This is a genomic window from Alteromonas sp. W364, assembly GCF_031846205.1.
In the GTDB taxonomy this organism is placed as follows: Bacteria; Pseudomonadota; Gammaproteobacteria; order Enterobacterales; family Alteromonadaceae; genus Glaciecola; species Glaciecola blandensis.
The window spans coordinates 14450-31271 of record NZ_JAVRID010000001.1; the positions used below are offsets into that span (position 1 = coordinate 14450).

Consider the following 16822-nt stretch of genomic DNA (forward strand, 5'->3'; position numbering starts at 1 on the left):
AACTGAGCTAAGCGTCCATATATCTTATTTGTAACAAGAGAAAGTGGTGGACGCTACTGGGCTTGAACCAGTGACCCTCGCCTTGTAAGGGCGATGCTCTCCCAACTGAGCTAAGCGTCCATCTTGTTACTGACTTGCTGTGAGTGTTCCTAAGCAAGTGGACGCGTATTATAGAGTTGCGACCGCGTCTGTCAACAGCATTTTGAAAAAATTGTATCAAACGTTCATTTTTCGGCCAAACTGTGTTCTCCGAATAACATTGCAGTTAATAATGCATGAAATAAGGTCGAGCTTTACTTTTTCCTGTGGGCATTAAGCGGTAAACTACGCGCATTATTTTTTAAGGAAGTTTTTCTCATGACAGTGGTAACCCGTTTTGCTCCCAGTCCGACTGGCTATCTTCACGTTGGCGGTGCTCGCACAGCTCTTTATTCTTGGTTATATGCAAAAAGCCAAGGCGGTGAATTCGTATTGCGTATTGAAGATACTGACCTAGAGCGTTCTACCGATGATGCAAAGCAAGCAATATTGGATGGTATGTCTTGGTTAGGTCTTGATCATGACAAAGGGCCTTATTATCAAACTGAACGTTTTGACCGATACAATCAATTGATTGATGAGTTGCTAGAAAAAGGCTTAGCTTATAAATGTTTCATGAGCGTTGATGAACTCGATGCGATCCGTGAAGAGCAAGAAAAGAAAGGTGAAAAGCCGCGCTATCCTGGCACATGGAGAGATCGGAGTGATCATCCAGAAAACATGCCGTTTGTTGTGCGCTTTAAAAACCCACTAGACGGTGAAGTCGTGATAAATGATCATGTTCGAGGTGAAATTCGCATCGCCAATAGCGAGCTTGATGATCTTATTATTAAGCGCACTGATGGTGCACCTACATACAATTTCTGTGTGGTGGTCGATGATTGGGATATGGGTATTACACATGTGGTGCGTGGTGAGGACCATATTAATAATACACCGCGTCAAATAAATATTCTAAAAGCCTTAGGGGCACCCATTCCTGAATATGCCCATGTATCCATGATATTGGGGGATGATGGTAAGAAGTTATCGAAGCGTCATGGTGCTGTGAGCGTGATGCAGTATCGCGACGATGGCTATCTACCACAAGCGGTATTGAATTATTTGGTTAGGCTAGGGTGGTCACATGGTGACCAGGAGATCTTTAGTGTTGAAGAAATGATTGAACACTTTAGTTTAGATTCAATCAGCAAGTCGGCAAGTGCGTTTAACACGGAAAAACTAAACTGGTTAAATGAACACTATATAAAGAGCCTGCCAAGCGAAGAAGTTGCCAAGCACGCGCAGTGGCATTTTGAGCAGCAGGGGATTGATACTAGTAATGGTCCGTCAATAGCTGATGTCATTACTGTTCAAGCGGACCGAGTGAGTACATTGAAAGAACTGGCTAGTATCAGCCGTTATTTCTTTGAAGATTATGAGGCTTTTGATGAGAAAGCCGCTAAGAAGCACCTACGTCCGGTTGCTAGATTGCCTCTTGAAACAGTAAAAGAGAAGTTATTGGCAATAGAAGATTGGCAAGCGGAAAATATTCAAGCGGCGATTAATGCTACTGCTGAAGAATTGGACGTGGGCATGGGTAAAATTGGTATGCCGTTGAGAGTTGCAGCAACAGGTTCGGGAAATTCTCCATCTCTTGATGTCACATTAAACCTGATCTCTAAAGAGCAAATTGCTCAAAGAATCGACAAGGCGATTAATTACATAGCAAATAGAGAAAATTCTTAAAAAAATCGTTGACATAATTAATCCAGATGCCTAGAATGCGCCCCGCTGTCACGGAACTGTAGCACGAAACATAGCTCGCAGGTCCAATTGGACACGGGGCTATAGCTCAGCTGGGAGAGCGCTTGCATGGCATGCAAGAGGTCGGCGGTTCGATCCCGCCTAGCTCCACCAAGTTTGTCGTGACAGAAATCCAAACGTCGTAGTTTGGTCTAGGTTAGGTGATTTATCGTAATGATAATAAGCCTAACAAAAAACTGTTAAAGCATCGCTTTGACGAAAAGTTTTTTGTCCCCTTCGTCTAGAGGCCTAGGACACCGCCCTTTCACGGCGGTAACAGGGGTTCGAATCCCCTAGGGGACGCCATTTTCTCAGTGGTCAATATGAGACGTTAGTTAAACGTTAAGTAACTATAAATCCAAGCTGTCGTCGCTTGGTCTAGGTTAGGTGATTTATCGTAACGATAATAAGCCTAACAAAAAACTGTTAAAGCGTAGCTTTAACGAAAAGTTTTTTGTCCCCTTCGTCTAGAGGCCTAGGACACCGCCCTTTCACGGCGGTAACAGGGGTTCGAATCCCCTAGGGGACGCCATATAGAGAAACCACCCAATAGGGTGGTTTTTTTATGACTTAAATTTAGCAATTGCTAATAACACGCCCAATTGGATAGCATGAGAAACATCAATTTAATTACCTTAGATACGGCATAATGTAGGCTATGAAAATAGTATTAGCGCCGATGGAAGGTGTTGTCGATCATTTGATGCGAGATATGCTGACAAAAGTCGGTGGTTTTGACTTGTGCATTACTGAATTTGTGCGAGTAGTAGAGCAACTATTACCTCCCAGAACCTTCTATCGTTTATGCCCTGAATTGCATCATGGTGCAAAAACGCCTTCGGGTGTGCCTGTTAGGGTACAGCTTCTTGGGCAACATCCCCAGTGGCTGGCAGAAAATGCGGTTAGAGCGGTAGAGCTTGGTTCCCCAGGTATCGATTTGAACTTTGGTTGTCCAGCGAAAACGGTCAATAAAAGTAAAGGGGGGGCAGTATTACTCAAAGAGCCGGAAACATTGTATCAAATCATCAAAGCGGTGCGTGACGCAGTGCCTGCAGAACAGGCTGTTAGTGCTAAAATCCGCTTGGGCTTTGACGATAAATCATTGGCTCTTGAGAATGCCGACGCGATTACGCAAGCGGGAGCAAGTTTACTCACAATCCATGCTCGTACCAAAGTTGATGGTTATAAGCCGCCTGCTTATTGGCCATGGATAAAAAAGATCAAACAGACGACCGATATTCCAATCATCGCAAATGGTGAAATATGGAGTGCTCAGGATGCTGCACTATGCCAGGAGCAAAGTGGCTGTGACGATATTATGTTGGGTCGGGGGGCATTAGCGCTGCCTAATCTCGCAAATACGATTAAACATGGTCATCAAGGAATGACATGGGAAGAAGTGAAGGCTTTGCTTGTTTCTTATTCCGGCTATGAAATTTATTCAGATAAAGGCCGTTATTATCCAAACCGCATTAAACAGTGGTTCAACTATTTAAAGCGACAATATCCAGAAGCTGAAGAAATGTTTATTTCTTTGCGCACACTAAAAGACCCTCAAGCCATTGTTGAATTGCTTTCCTCTTAAGATATTTCTCACTTAGCTTGATTTTATCTGCTATTTCCCATTTAGGAATGGAAAAACTGGCTATTGTGTCCTAACTTTACAGCAGCTTCTGGCTATTTTATGCTTTTCGCTGAAACTCGATTGCACTCGTTTATTCTTTCTATTAATTTTACGAAGATTGTCTCTGCCTACAACAATTCGGCTGAGATAATAAAAGAATAAGAGTATCTAACAATAACAATAAATCCACTTTTCTAGGAACAAGGAAAGATATGTTTAAACCCAATATAAAATTCGGTTTGGCGCTGGCCGTATCTGCCGCGCTTCTCAGTGCGTGTAGCAGTGACCATGAAGAACAAAAATCAACAATCGTGGCTGGTATTGATACTAATCCATTCCCAAGCACCTATAAAGTAATAGACAGTGCGCCATTCATCATCACCAATGTCACCATACTCGACGGCATTGGTGGTAAAATTGAAGATGGTGAAATACTCATTCAAGATGGTGTGATTAAAGAAGTCGGTAGCAGTGTTAGCAGCGTTTCTGATGCGATTGAGATCGACGGTGAGGGGAAATGGCTTACGCCGGGTATTATCGATAATCATAGTCATTTGGGGGTATATCCTTCGCCTTCAACGCATTCTCATTCAGACGGCAATGAGATGACCGGACCAGTGACCGCAGAAGTATGGGCTGAGCACTCTATTTGGCCACAAGATCCTGGCTTTCAAAGAGCCTTAGCTGGCGGTGTAACTTCTTTGCAAATTCTCCCCGGCTCTGCAAATTTGTTTGGTGGTCGCAGTGTCACCGTTAAAAACGTGCCGAACAGAACGATGCAAGACATGAAATTTCCTGGCGCGCCTTACGGAATTAAAATGGCGTGTGGTGAAAATCCGAAGCGTGTATATGGTCAAAAAGGCGGTCCAATGACACGTATGGCAAACGTCGCTGGCTATCGCTCAGCTTGGATTGATGCCCAAGGGTATCAAAAAGACTGGGCTGATTATCAGGCAGACTTAGATGCTGGTGTATCAGCTACTCCACCAAAGCGTGATCTCAACTTAGAAACACTCGCTGGCGTGCTGAACGGCGAAATTCTGGTGCACATGCATTGTTACCGTGCTGACGAAATGACGGTGATGATGGATGTGATGAAGGAGTTTGATTACAAGATTGGGACTTTCCATCATGCTGTTGAAGCCTATAAAATTGGCGACAAACTTGCCGAAAATGGTGTTTGCTCAGCAATGTGGGCAGATTGGTGGGGTTTCAAAATGGAAGCTTACGACGGCATCAAAGAAAATGTAGCGATGGTACATGCAGCCAAAGCATGTGCAATTGTGCATTCCGATAGCGACTTAGGTATCCAACGACTTAACCAAGAGGCAGCAAAGGCTTGGGCTGACGGTAAGCGCGCAGGTATCGACATCTCGCAGGCCGATGCTTGGACATGGTTGTCAGCAAATCCAGCAAAATCGCTGGGTATTTTTGATAAAACGGGTTCACTAGAAGAAGGTAAGAATGCGGATGTTGTGTTGTGGAGCACTGACCCATTCTCTACTTATGCTCAAGCCGAAAAAGTATTTATTGATGGCGCGATGGTTTATGACCGAAATAAACCTGAGAGTTGGCCGGTGAGTGACTTTGAATTAGGACAAGTAGCAGAAGGAGACGCAAAATGAGTTTGTTCAAAAAAGTAAGCATAGTTTCCTGTATGGCACTCGGGCTGGGAATGTCTGCTTCGTCATTTGCTGAAAAAATTGCGATTGTAGGTGGTAAGGTACATACCGTTTCTGCAGCAGGTGTTATTGAAGAAGGTACGGTGTTAATTAATGAGGGTCGTATCCAGCAGGTTATTGAAGGGACCGATGTGCCAAGCGGTTACCGCGAAATTGATGCACGAGGTAAGGTTGTTACACCTGGCTTTATTGGTGCCTACACATCTTTAGGTCTGGAAGAAGTCAGTATGTCAGCTGGAGTGGTTGATGCCAGGACGAATGAACATCCAGTCTCATCAGTAGGGGCAGCCTTAGATGTTCAGTATGCTGTGAATAATGACTCTACGTTGATACCAATTACTCGCATTGAAGGCTTTACGTCTGCAGCGACGGCTTTAAGCCATACTGGGCAGCTCTTCCAAGGTCAGGGCGCAGTAATTAGCTTGGCGACTAGCTTTGATTCTGTGATGAAACCGAAAGCTTTCATGCAGATTGATGTCAGCAACAGTGGTGCAGAGGACAATGGCGGCAGTCGCGCAGCCATGTGGGTTGCTATTCATACCATTTTTGAAGAAGTGACCTTCGCGCAAAGCTATTCATTAAACCCAAGTGAAGATTGGGAAGGCATCAGCAGTATGGCCGATGCTAAAGCACTTATTCCCGTATTGAAGGGTGAAGTTCCTTTGCTGATGAAAGCAGACAGAGCGGCTGATATTGCTCAAATATTAAAACTAAAACAGCAATATTCTGACCTGAATATTGTGTTAGTTCATGGCTTAGAAGCTTGGCGTTTAGCGGATGAGTTAGCAGCGCAAAAGATACCCGTTATTGTGAATCCTGAGTACAATCTACCAGGTGGTTTTGATCAATTGGGAGCCACTCTAGAAAATGCCGCTCGTTTGCACAAAGCAGGTGTTAAAGTTGTTATTGGCATGGATACACACAATATTCGATTGGCCACTCAACATACCGGCAATGCCGTGGCAAATGGACTTCCGCATTCTGCAGGTATCGCGGCTTTAAGCATTAATATCGCAGAAATATTTGGTTTGGATAACGAGATTGGGAGCTTAGAGCCGGGTAAGGTTGCTGATGTTGTCATATGGTCTGGAGATCCTTTGGAAGTTACGCAGACTGCGGTTAACGTGATAATTCAAGGTGAAGAAGTTGAAATGACCTCACGCCAAACTAAGTTGCGAGACCGTTATTTAAAACGAGATGAGTCAGTCCCTGTGTCATACACAAGGCCTTAAACATGCTCTGATAAAGAGTTAAGCGAAAGACTATCGTTTCTTGTTAAAAGTCGTATTTCCCTCAAGGTGATATGGCTTTTTTTTGTTTTAAATTTCAATCAAATAGTAATTTATATTGTTCTTTAGGTTAAAAATACTATACATTGTGTCTGGTAATGTTTACTATATGTTTTATTCGAAGTGCGCTAAGCAATTATTTTGGTGAAAACGCGCTTTTATATTTTTAAATAAATAGTTCTTTTGGAGATAACAATGAACATGACCTTGAAAGAAAAAAGTACGTGGCTGTCACTGATAGCGACTTTGGTTGTTTTTGGTTTTTACACAATCAGAGTCTTCAGCATTGACATGAGTAGTCTTTCAGAGCAAGAAGCAATCGATGTCGCTATGGCTAATTTAAGTAGTGCTATTTTATATATCATTATCATAGAGATTATTTTTCAGTCTCTTATCTCGGCTGCTGGTTCCAAAGCCGAAGTGGAAGGGGATGAGCGAGATCGCCTGATTGCACTTACCTCAAATAATAGTGGCTACTGGGTCTTAAGCATTGGTGTGATTATTACCTTGGGTCAATTGCTGCTGCCTCATGCCATTGGCATGGAATCATCGATAAAGGCATACTTCCCAATTCCGTTATTTGAAGTACATGTTTTATTATTTGTGTTTATTCTGTCAGAAATAGTGCGTTTTACTCATCAAATAGTACTGTATAGAAAAGATGCGGTGTAAACAGTATGGCAATTGTAAATAGAGTAAGAGAGTGTCGCTTTTTTGCAGATGAAATGACTCAGCAAGCTTTGGCGGAAGCTGTCGGAGTAACAAGACAAACAATCATGGCAATCGAGAAAAACAAATACAATCCCTCCCTAGAGGTGGCATTCAAAATTGCTCATCTGTTCAATAAACCTTTAGAAGAGGTCTTCACCTACGAGGCTGAGGATTAGTGAAATCAGCATATCCTATGGCAGGATATGCTGTTCCAGTTTAGGTTTGAGAAAATCTTTGATCATCGGCTGCGCTTCGGCAGTAGGATGAATGCCGTCATTTTGCATTAACTCTGGCTTGAGGGCTATTTCTTCAAGAAAAAATGGGATTAATGGAATGCCGTTAGTCTCTGCAACATCAGCGTATATTTGAGTGAACATTTGCGTGTAGCGGCGCCCATAGTTTGTCGGTATTTGCATCGCTTGTATCATTACTTCTACGTTTTGAGCTTTTGCTAGTTGAACCATTTCATTGATATTGGCTCTAATCTTTTTCGGATTGTGGCCTTGAAGCGCGTCGTTCCCACCCAATTCGATGAGTAAATGTGTTGGTTTGTGCAGATCGAGAAGTCTGGGTAGGCGAGAAAGTCCTCCGTCAGTTGTGTCGCCGCTGATAGCACCGTTGACTACTTCTATCGCTCTTTCTTCTTTTTGCCATGCATTTTGTAACAAATAAACCCAGCCTTGCTGTTGAGTAAGTCCATAGGCAGCGCTTAGACTGTCACCGAGAACTAGCAACTTATGTTCTTGAATTTTCTGCTGATCTGAATAGGCTGAAAACGGGAATAAAAGAAGTATAACAAAGCTCATAACTACGGTCGTAGCGACACGTGCCGATTGGCGTGTACTCCCATCGTTATTTCGGGTTCTACTCCAACTAAATTTAAAGAATTGAATAAAAGAAAACACTATGACAACAGCTCCACTGATGATTGAAACGAAAAGCGTAATTAAAAAGGTTAATACGAGCGAAGGCGAGTTACAGATCCTTCAACCCATTAGCTTTCAAGTTAAGCCTGGTGAATCTGTTGCTATTATAGGCGCATCTGGCTCGGGAAAGTCAACTTTGCTTGGTTTACTTGCGGGCTTAGACGAAGTGTCAGGCGGTCATATTATGTTAGACGGAGAAGCGCTGCATGATATGGACGAAGAACAGCGGGCGCGCTTACGGGGTGACAAGGTCGGTTTTATTTTCCAAAGCTTTATGTTGGTCCAAAGTTTGACCGCAATTGAAAACATCATGCTTCCAGCAGAAATTGCGGGCCTACCTGAACCGAGAAAACTCGCGCAAAAGATCCTCGAACAGGTTGGCCTAGAGCACAGGGCAAGTCATTTCCCTAATCAGCTATCAGGTGGCGAGCAACAGCGCGTAGCGATTGCGAGAGCATTTATCACCAATCCTAAAATTTTGTTTGCTGATGAACCTACCGGTAACTTGGACTCTAACAATTCAACAAAGGTCGAAGACTTACTCTTTGACTTAAATAAAGACTCCAACACCACTCTAGTCTTGGTAACACACGATGATGCACTGGCACAGCGCTGCCAGCGTCAACTGCGTATGCATGCTGGCGAGTTAAGTGAAGAAACAAAACCACTTAAAGTCGTTTCTGGAGAATAAGCATGTCTATGGTATTTCAATTGGCCTGGCGCTTGTTTAAACACGAAGCGAAGCGTGGGGAACTCACGATAATTCTATTGGCGATTGTGCTTTCTGTCGCCTCGGTTTTGTCCTTATCGTTATTTAGTGAACGTCTTCAAGGCGCTCTGACGGACCGCTCTGCCGAGTTCATCGCCGCTGATCGACAATTGCGTTCACGCACCCCTGTGGATGAAAGCTGGGTAGTCAAAGCCAGTGAGTTTGGTCTCGAAACGGCTTATCAAGTTTCTACCCGCTCGATGGTTTTTGGTGATGATGAGCTCGCTTTATCAGATCTACGGGCTGTTGACAGTGATTATCCTTTGAAAGGTGCAATCAAAGTCACAGACAGAGCGTTTGGTGTTCCTGAAGCAACCAGTGATTCTCTCGAGCCAGGTGAGGTATGGCTTGATTCGAGGATGTTCCAACTCCTACAGATCGAATTGGGAGATAGCGTTGACATTGGTGATTCTAGCTTCACCGTGACGCGTGTGCTGAGCGAAATACCAGATGCCGGTTTCAGTGTATTCAATACTGACCCAATAGCGTTGATGTCAGCCGAAGATTTACCTAAAACTAACATCACAGGTCCTGGCTCGAGAGTCAGTTATAAATACTATTTCACCGGCGATTCTTCAGACTTAGACGAATACTATGATTGGTTACGCCCACAATTGGACCGCGAAATTCATCGCTGGACGTCAATCGAAGATGATGATTCAGCAATTGGTCGTTCTATTGCGCGAGCAGAGCAGTATTTCTTACTCGCGAGTCTTCTCGCTATTGTACTTGCAGCAGTTTCTATAGCAGTTGCTGCACAGCGTTATAGTCAACGTCATTTCGACCCTGTGGCGATCATGAAAACCTTAGGTGCTGGCAAAAAAATGGTTCAGCGCATTTACCTCCTGCAGATTTGTTTTATCACTATATTGGGAATTATACTGGGGGTAATTACAGGCTTCTTGCTGCAACAAGGGGTTGTGCATTTGCTCGCAGGTACAGTCGAGGTTTCTTTGGATGTGTGGCACTGGAGACCATTAGCCATTGCTGTATTTACCGGTGTTGTCTGTGCTGTATTGTTTTCTCTTTATCCTTTACTGCAATTGTTTTCGGTACCGCCATTGCGAGTGCTTCGACGAGACATTAATACCACCTTATCATCAAAAGCATTGCAGTTTGCTACATCAGGTATTGCAGTCTTTTTGTTGATGTGGATATATAGCCAAGATTTGTTGATCAGCGCGATACTCTTTGTGTCAGGAATCATTTTAGTTGCATTGTTATTGGGTGTAACAAACGTACTCATCATGGTTGGTCGACGTCTTGGCAGCGGCAGCATGGGGGCGTGGACACTAGCATGGGCTAGGATACGTCGCCGAGCAATGGGGAACAGTGTGCAACTGATAAGTTTCGCAATTACCATTATGTTGCTGTTAGTTGTGCTGGTTATGCGCAACGATATGGTCAAACAATGGCGAGACCAATTACCTGAAGGCACGCCAAACTATTTCCTGTCCAATGTCACTGAAACCCAGCGCTTAGGTCTCATTGAGCATTTTGACAAGAACAATGTAGAAAGTGATGGTTATTACCCCGTTGCTAGAGGCCGCTTTGTTGCCATTAACGACGAAAAAATTCGCACAGAAGTCACTAAAGAAGAGAGAGATGCTACTGATGATGGCCGTCAAGGCTTAGGTCGTGAGGCAAATCTAACTTGGAGCACAACGCTGCAAACAGGTAATAAAATTCTTGAAGGTGAGTGGCTGGATGTCTGGGAAGAGGGCGATCCCGTTCCCTTATCTATCGAAGCTGAGGTTGCGGAACGACTGGAAATAGAGCTAGGTGATGTGCTGACCTTTAATATTGGCAGTGAAGTGGTTTCAGCCACCGTGACTAGCTTGCGTGAAGTTAACTGGCAAACGATGCAACCGAACTTCTTCTTCGTATTGCATCCAAAAGCGATGGAAAACTTTTCGCCAACTTATATTACAAGTTTCCACTTAGACGAAGAGCGTAAACCTGAAATAACAAAATTAATGGCGCCGTTCGCCAGCGTGACATTGTTCGATGTGGATGCCCGTATTAATCAATTACGCGAAATCATAGACCAAGTGTCAATGGCTGTGGAGTTTATACTGATATTGGTCCTTTTAGCCGGTGCGCTAGTGTTGATAGCGCAAGTACAGGCGAGTATGGATGAACGTTTGCAAGAATTGGCCATATTAAGAACGCTAGGAGCGAAAGGATGGACAATTCGGTTCAGTGTGATCAACGAGTTCATTATCATTGGCTTAGTGGCCGGCTTGATGGCAGCCATATCTAACGAGTTTAGTCTATACATGCTACAAACGAAGGTTTTTCAAATGGAAGCAAGTCTACATTTAAGTTATTGGCTGATTGCGCCAGCAGTAGGTGCAGTGACAGTCGGTATTTTAGGTGCCATCGGGTGCTGGCGTCTGTTAAGCTTAAATACAGGTGAATTACTGCGCAAAATGGTGTGATAATGAGTGCTATCTCATTCAAAACTTTTCGATTCGACGACCTCAATGTCGCTGCGCTTTATAGCTTACTAAAGCTGCGTAGCGATGTTTTTGTGGTTGAGCAAGAGTGCGTCTATCCGGATTTAGACGACAAAGATACTGACCAGCACGCAGCCCATATTTGTTTGTTCGATAATGAGCAGGAACGTGTTCTTGCTTATTCACGTTGCTTAGCACCGGGTGTATCTTTTGTGGGAAGCAGTATTGGTAGAGTCGTCGTAGCACCGTCGCATAGAGGAAAAGGGATTGCCGAAGCGCTAATGAATGAAAGTATCGCGTATTGTAGACGCAATTGGCCACAACACAGTATACAAATTGGCGCGCAATGTTATTTGCAAACGTTTTATGAAGGGCTCGGCTTCGTAGCGTTTAGCGAACCTTATGATGAAGATGGCATCATGCACATAGACATGGAACTCATTTCATAGCGTACACTCAATTCAATTGCGATGTATGCATGCCCATTGTCATAAATCGAGTGCTTTTAAAGCGTCTTTTAGCTCTGGATAATGAAAGGTAAATCCTTCAGTCAATAACTTTTCAGGTACGACTTTTTGCCCATGTAAAACGAGGTCTGAGGACTCTCCCATTAAGGTCTTGAGCACAAAGGCAGGCACTTTAAAAATGCAGGGCCTTTCAAGCCGACGAGCTAAGGCTAAAGAGAAAAAGTGATTGGTGTTCGGGTTAGGGGAGGTCAGGTTATATACCCCCTGAGCAGACCTTGAATCAATAAGAAACGCTATGCCATTAAGCATATCTTCAATATGAATCCATGCCATAAATTGTTTACCAGTACCAATTGGACCGCCTAAGCCAAGTCTAAATGGCATTAGCATTTTAGCCAACGCACCACCTTCTTCAGATAAAACCACGCCAGTTCTCAGTATGCATACACGGCAGAATTCATTCGCTTGAAAAGCGATATCTTCCCATTTCTGACAAACCTCACGACTAAATTCATCATGAAAATCAGTAAATGTTTCCGTAACAACTGTATCGCCTTGACGTCCATATACACCGATTGCCGAGCCACTTATGAATGTATGCGGAGGGTTTTTAGCAGCCTTTATTAAGTCCACTAGCTTTTGAGTAATATCCCAACGACTATGACAAATTCGCTGTTTTTGACTGTCAGTCCAGCGTTTATCTGCAATTGGTTCTCCAGCTAAATTAATTACAACATCAACGTCTTCTAGTGAACTTAAATCGTCAAGGGTCAGGTAATTGATTTCACTGCCCAGTAAGCGTTGCGCGCGGCTTGGATCACGACTCAACACGGTTATCTGATAAGCGCCTTGAAATTTTTTAACTAACTGTCTGCCAATGAGACCAGTTCCACCAGTCAGCAAAATGTGTTGAGTCATGTGAATTATCCTTTCGTGCAAGATAGCGATAACGAAACTGAGTCAGAGAATCGCAATGCGTGCGGCTTATCTACTTCAGCTTCTGCGAATGTCACCCAAGGGTGCTCTGCAGCAATTTCGAGCACGTCATGTGTCAGCTTCTCTAGTAAATAAAAACGATTATCTTCGACCAAGCGAATAATGGCTTTTGTAATGGTTTTATAATTTAAGGCGTGATCCATCAAATCTGAATCAGTCGCCTTCTTGGCGTCATAATGAATTTTTACATTAATCACTACATCCTGTTGGTTTTTAATTTCGTCTTCGTTAATGCCGATATAGGTGCGTAAGCGAAGGTTTTTAATTCTGATTGTTGCTTGATTCAAATTCATTGAATGAACATTTCCTTTTTGTCTAAATTTTACTTGAGTGATTCATTTTATTACTACTTTCTTAATCGGTGTTTATCACGCTGAGCTGTTGATCCTGTATCAGACTAGGGTAGACTGACGTCATACTATTGTAGTCTATGTTGTTTCGATAGCTATGCCACTTTCGATGGGCTCGGCAGCAATCAAAACTCAGCGTAACAGAATAAGGATATTTATGGATATTAAGTCACCTACAGCTAAAGCGATGATGGTAATGGCTTGCATCGTCATCGTCTTAGCAGGCATTAAAGCTGCCAGCGTGATTATGGTGCCATTCCTTCTTTCCGCTTTCATTGCGATTGCTTGTAGTCCATTAATTAACTGGGCTGCAAGATACTCTATTCCGCGTTGGGCATCTGTTACTTTAGTTATACTGATAATTTTAGTGATTGGTTTCATGCTAGCAGGCTTAATTACGCAATCATTGTCAGAGTTTCGTGCAAACATGCCCGTTTATCGAGAGCAGCTATCTGGCGAGTTTGCATGGGTAATCAACAAGCTTGCTGTGTTGAACATAAATATCGATCAACAATTGATTATGTCCTACCTCGACCCCGGCGCAGCAATGTCTGTAGCCACCGGTTTTCTGAGTGGTATGGGTAGCGTGCTTTCAAACTTGTTTCTGATTATTTTAACCGTCATTTTTATGCTGTTTGAAGCAGAAACAATGCCGAAGCGAATTCATGTGGCCCTAGCTGATCCAGACATGAAAATGACTCACATCGACCGCTTCCTGCAGTCAGTCAACTCCTACTTAGGTATTAAGATGCTGGTTAGCTTGGGGACCGGTCTTTGCATTGGTTTGTGGCTTTATTTCTTGGGCGTTGATCACTTTTTACTGTGGTCTGTACTCGCCTTTATGCTTAATTTTATCCCTAATATCGGTTCAATTATTGCTGCCATTCCTGCCGTGTTAATGGCTTTTGTTGAGTTTGGTTTTGCCAAAGCGGGTTTAGCGGGTTTAGGCTTTGTTGTGGTGAATATGGTGATGGGGAATGTGATAGAACCGCGCTTTATGGGGCGGGGCTTAGGTTTGTCTACGCTAGTTGTGTTCCTATCATTAATTTTTTGGGGATGGCTCCTCGGCAGCGTAGGTATGCTTCTGTCTGTGCCGTTAACAATGGTCGTGAAAATTGCGCTGGAATCGCGTGATGAAAGCAAGTGGTTAGCAATACTACTATCGAGTGATGATCCAACGAGAGAAACGGTAGAGGAAGCTAAGGGTAACGAGGAAACTCAAGCTTCAAATTAAGTGAGCTCACTTAGTTATCCAATATAGAGCGTTGCGTCGGCAAATGGATAGTAAATGTGCTACCTCTTCGAGGGTGCTTGATAAGGTCATCTTTGTGCGTTTTATAAGAAACGATAGTGAGCTGGCCCCCGTAAGTGTCAAGCATATCAACAACTAAGGCTAAACCTAAGCCTTGTCCTTCTGAGTAGCTGTCCAGTCGTTTGCCTCGCGTGGTGATGGTATCTATCTCTTCTTGACTGATACCATCACCGTCATCAATTACCGAAACCTTAGTAAGGTCGGCATCGCGTTCATATTTAATGACCACTTCTTTTTTGGCTGCTTTACATGCGTTATCCAATAAATTGCCAAGAATTTCCATGAAGTCTGTTTGGTCGATTGAAAGTGGTGCTGGACTTGGCGTATCGACATGCAAAGTAAGCGATTTATCTCTGTGTATTTTTTCCATTGCATCTACCATAGAGACACAAATTGGGTGCACATCGATACTAGGTAAGTAGCCAATGACGTTAATGGTCGCACGTTTCAATTGTCGTTTAACGATATTGTCGATTTGTAATACGGGCTGTTTTATTTCTTCGCTCAAATTGCTTTGACCCAAAACCACGCTCAATGGGGTTTTGATACTGTGAGCAAGATCATCGAGGCTCTTTTTATATCGCTCGCGTTGTAGTTTTTCACTGTCGAGGAGTTTGTTGATACTGCTTTGTAATGGTTGTAATTCAGGCGGATAGTCGTCGGTAATATGCTCAATTTCACCATGTTCTATTTGGCCAATACGAGCAATGATTTTTTGCATTGGCATAAACACACTGCGCAATGACAAGGCAATGAGGCCAAGCAATACAAATCCTAGCACTGCAATCCATCCCCATAGCCGATTGATAAACGTATTCAGTTCATTCTCGTATTTATCTTTGGCGTTAATCACGAGAAAGGTCACTTCTTCAAAGTTACCATCGATAAAGAACTCTGCCGTATTGCTGAGGGCAAAATGCGGGTCTTCAGGGTTAAAGTCAGAATTGAAGAGTAATTTGCCTGACGCTTGGTCTTCTGTCTGCCTGAATAATTTACCAAACAAACGCGTATCTATTTTGCTATCGATGGCGGATTGGGATTGCCATACTTGCTGTTTACGCCACTTAATGACAGCGACAAGATCCGAACCTGGTAAGTTTAAATCTTCAACGAAGAGCTGAGAAGGCATGGATGCTATTCCATCTTCGAATTCGAATTCAGATATCATGGCGAATACAGTGGTAGATAGTTCTTCTTTTTTGGCTAGAAGTAAACTGCGCTCATAGGCATTTTGCATGGAAAATATGATAGCTGGAAAGAAGATCGCGACGAACAAAAAGCAAGTGAGGAAAATCCGTCGCGTGATTGACCATGCTTTCATCGTTTATAGGTGTCCTTGTCGTGCACTATAAGTTCGCATTTAGTCGATACCCTCGGCCTCTAAGTGTTTCAATGGGCTTTATTTCGTTATTCTTATCGATTTTTTTACGCAAGCGACCGACAAAAACTTCGATGACATTGCTATCTAAGTCGAAGTCTTGGTCATAAATATGCTCTACCATCTCAGTCTTTGATACTACCTTTTTAGGGTTTAGCATCAAGTACTCGATGACTTTATATTCATAAGCCGTAAGTTCGATTGCTTCTTCATTCACAAAGAGTTGATTAGCAACAGTATCAAGAGATAGTGGGCCTTTCTGAATGAGTGGACTTGCTTGGCCAACTGAGCGTCTAATTAAGGCTTTGACTCTCGCCAATAGCTCTTCATGAACGAAGGGTTTAGTCAGATAGTCATCTGCACCGCACTCTAAACCTTTTACTTTTTCTTGCCAGCGGTCGCGCGCAGTGAGGATGATCATAGGGCATGAAACGTCGGCAGCTCTTGCTCGTTGGATAACTTCGAAGCCATCGATGCTGGGCAGGCCAACATCGACAATGGCTAAGTCGTATTCGTATTCTTGTAGTTGAAACAGTGCTTTTTCACCGTCATCCGCAAGGTCGACGCTAAAGCCTTGGGATTGCATGTATTGGTCGAGTTGTAATAACAGTCTGCTGTCATCTTCAACAATGAGTATTCGCATGGATTTATCTCCGATTGTCCTTAATATGAGTCTATTGTTGACCGTTTATTTGCGAACTTTTCCGCTGTAAGCATCGACCATGACGAAAACGACTCGTCCAGAGCTTTGATGTATTTTGACTCGATATGCACTGCCTTTTAACTCTACCTTTAGCACTTTCCCGTTGACCGCTTTTTGTGCTTGTCGCGCAGCTTGAGACTTGGTAATTTTTTTCTTCTCAGCTTGTTGAAAGGCATGAGCGTTTTGAACCAAAACAATCTGGCTAGAAAAAACGAGAAGCAAACTTAGAATAAAAGACCGAACTAAAACCGATTTAATACAAATATCTCCTGTAGAGTACTGTTGTCATTTGAAATTCGCTATTTAATACTACTCAATTTTGCTGAACGCAG

General features: G+C 43.2%; 16 protein-coding genes and 4 tRNA genes. 13 read left to right on the plus strand and 7 right to left on the minus strand.

What is annotated here, in order from left to right; translation table 11 throughout:
* Positions 1-44: 44 nt before the first annotated feature.
* A tRNA-Val gene (locus tag RM556_RS00085) sits at positions 45-120 on the minus strand.
* 237 nt (positions 121-357) lie between these two features.
* On the opposite strand from RM556_RS00085, the gene gltX reads away from it, so the two are divergent.
* The 9 genes from gltX to RM556_RS00130 all read left to right on the plus strand — a co-directional run bounded on the left by gltX (position 358) and on the right by RM556_RS00130 (position 7306).
* On the plus strand, positions 358-1767 hold the full coding sequence (gene gltX, locus RM556_RS00090; RefSeq protein ID WP_311359926.1) for a glutamate--tRNA ligase: 1410 nt from the start codon (positions 358-360) through the stop codon (positions 1765-1767).
* A 95-nt stretch (positions 1768-1862) separates the two neighbouring features.
* Positions 1863-1938, plus strand: a tRNA-Ala gene (locus RM556_RS00095).
* A 116-nt stretch (positions 1939-2054) separates the two neighbouring features.
* A tRNA-Glu gene (locus RM556_RS00100) sits at positions 2055-2130 on the plus strand.
* A gap of 150 nt (positions 2131-2280) precedes the next feature.
* Positions 2281-2356 (plus strand) — tRNA-Glu (locus tag RM556_RS00105).
* Between the two features lie 126 nt (positions 2357-2482).
* Positions 2483-3409 (plus strand): tRNA dihydrouridine(16) synthase DusC, encoded by a 927-nt coding sequence (dusC, locus tag RM556_RS00110; protein ID WP_311373557.1) that lies wholly within the window; start codon positions 2483-2485, stop codon positions 3407-3409.
* Between the two features lie 251 nt (positions 3410-3660).
* Positions 3661-5073: an amidohydrolase family protein gene (locus RM556_RS00115; protein WP_311359928.1), complete on the plus strand. Its 1413-nt coding sequence runs from the start codon at positions 3661-3663 to the stop codon at positions 5071-5073.
* Positions 5070-6362: an amidohydrolase family protein gene (locus RM556_RS00120; protein ID WP_311359929.1), complete on the plus strand. Its 1293-nt coding sequence runs from the start codon at positions 5070-5072 to the stop codon at positions 6360-6362. Before RM556_RS00115 ends, RM556_RS00120 begins: the two co-directional genes overlap by 4 nt.
* Positions 6363-6614: 252 nt before the next feature.
* Complete coding sequence (locus RM556_RS00125) at positions 6615-7091, plus strand: hypothetical protein (RefSeq protein ID WP_311373558.1); 477 nt, start codon at positions 6615-6617, stop codon at positions 7089-7091.
* A 5-nt stretch (positions 7092-7096) separates the two neighbouring features.
* Positions 7097-7306: a helix-turn-helix transcriptional regulator gene (locus RM556_RS00130; RefSeq protein WP_311359931.1), complete on the plus strand. Its 210-nt coding sequence runs from the start codon at positions 7097-7099 to the stop codon at positions 7304-7306.
* 15 nt (positions 7307-7321) lie between these two features.
* On the opposite strand, the gene RM556_RS00135 is transcribed toward RM556_RS00130, so the two are convergent.
* A complete protein-coding gene (locus RM556_RS00135) occupies positions 7322-7936 on the minus strand; it encodes an arylesterase (RefSeq protein WP_311359932.1) in 615 nt (204 codons plus the stop codon).
* A 118-nt stretch (positions 7937-8054) separates the two neighbouring features.
* Here RM556_RS00135 and RM556_RS00140 point away from each other — a divergent pair, with 118 nt between their 5' ends.
* Genes RM556_RS00140 through RM556_RS00150 form a run of 3 tightly spaced genes read left to right on the plus strand, consistent with a single transcriptional unit; the run spans position 8055 to position 11733 of the window.
* Positions 8055-8747: an ABC transporter ATP-binding protein gene (locus RM556_RS00140; RefSeq protein WP_311360704.1), complete on the plus strand. Its 693-nt coding sequence runs from the start codon at positions 8055-8057 to the stop codon at positions 8745-8747.
* 2 nt (positions 8748-8749) lie between these two features.
* The gene (locus tag RM556_RS00145; RefSeq protein ID WP_311373559.1) at positions 8750-11266 is read left to right on the plus strand and encodes an FtsX-like permease family protein; all 2517 of its coding nucleotides are present in this window, start codon (positions 8750-8752) and stop codon (positions 11264-11266) included.
* A 2-nt stretch (positions 11267-11268) separates the two neighbouring features.
* On the plus strand, positions 11269-11733 hold the full coding sequence (locus RM556_RS00150) for a GNAT family N-acetyltransferase (protein ID WP_311373560.1): 465 nt from the start codon (positions 11269-11271) through the stop codon (positions 11731-11733).
* Between the two features lie 39 nt (positions 11734-11772).
* Here RM556_RS00150 and RM556_RS00155 read toward each other — a convergent pair whose 3' ends face one another.
* On the minus strand, positions 11773-12669 hold the full coding sequence (locus RM556_RS00155; RefSeq protein WP_311373561.1) for a TIGR01777 family oxidoreductase: 897 nt from the start codon (positions 12667-12669) through the stop codon (positions 11773-11775).
* 5 nt (positions 12670-12674) lie between these two features.
* A complete protein-coding gene (gene folX, locus RM556_RS00160) occupies positions 12675-13040 on the minus strand; it encodes a dihydroneopterin triphosphate 2'-epimerase (RefSeq protein ID WP_311359936.1) in 366 nt (121 codons plus the stop codon).
* Positions 13041-13254: 214 nt separating this feature from the next.
* Here folX and RM556_RS00165 point away from each other — a divergent pair, with 214 nt between their 5' ends.
* On the plus strand, positions 13255-14331 hold the full coding sequence (locus RM556_RS00165; RefSeq protein ID WP_311359937.1) for an AI-2E family transporter: 1077 nt from the start codon (positions 13255-13257) through the stop codon (positions 14329-14331).
* A gap of 10 nt (positions 14332-14341) precedes the next feature.
* On the opposite strand, the gene RM556_RS00170 is transcribed toward RM556_RS00165, so the two are convergent.
* The 3 genes from RM556_RS00170 to RM556_RS00180 are packed head-to-tail and all read right to left on the minus strand — an operon-like array spanning position 14342 to position 16682.
* Complete coding sequence (locus tag RM556_RS00170; protein ID WP_311359938.1) at positions 14342-15730, minus strand: ATP-binding protein; 1389 nt, start codon at positions 15728-15730, stop codon at positions 14342-14344.
* A gap of 25 nt (positions 15731-15755) precedes the next feature.
* Positions 15756-16430, minus strand: a complete 675-nt coding sequence (locus RM556_RS00175) for a response regulator transcription factor (RefSeq protein ID WP_311359939.1) — start codon at positions 16428-16430, stop codon at positions 15756-15758.
* A 45-nt stretch (positions 16431-16475) separates the two neighbouring features.
* Positions 16476-16682 carry a PepSY domain-containing protein gene (locus tag RM556_RS00180; protein ID WP_311373562.1) on the minus strand — a complete coding sequence of 69 codons (207 nt, stop codon included), beginning with the start codon at positions 16680-16682 and terminating at the stop codon, positions 16476-16478.
* Positions 16683-16822 lie beyond the last annotated feature (140 nt).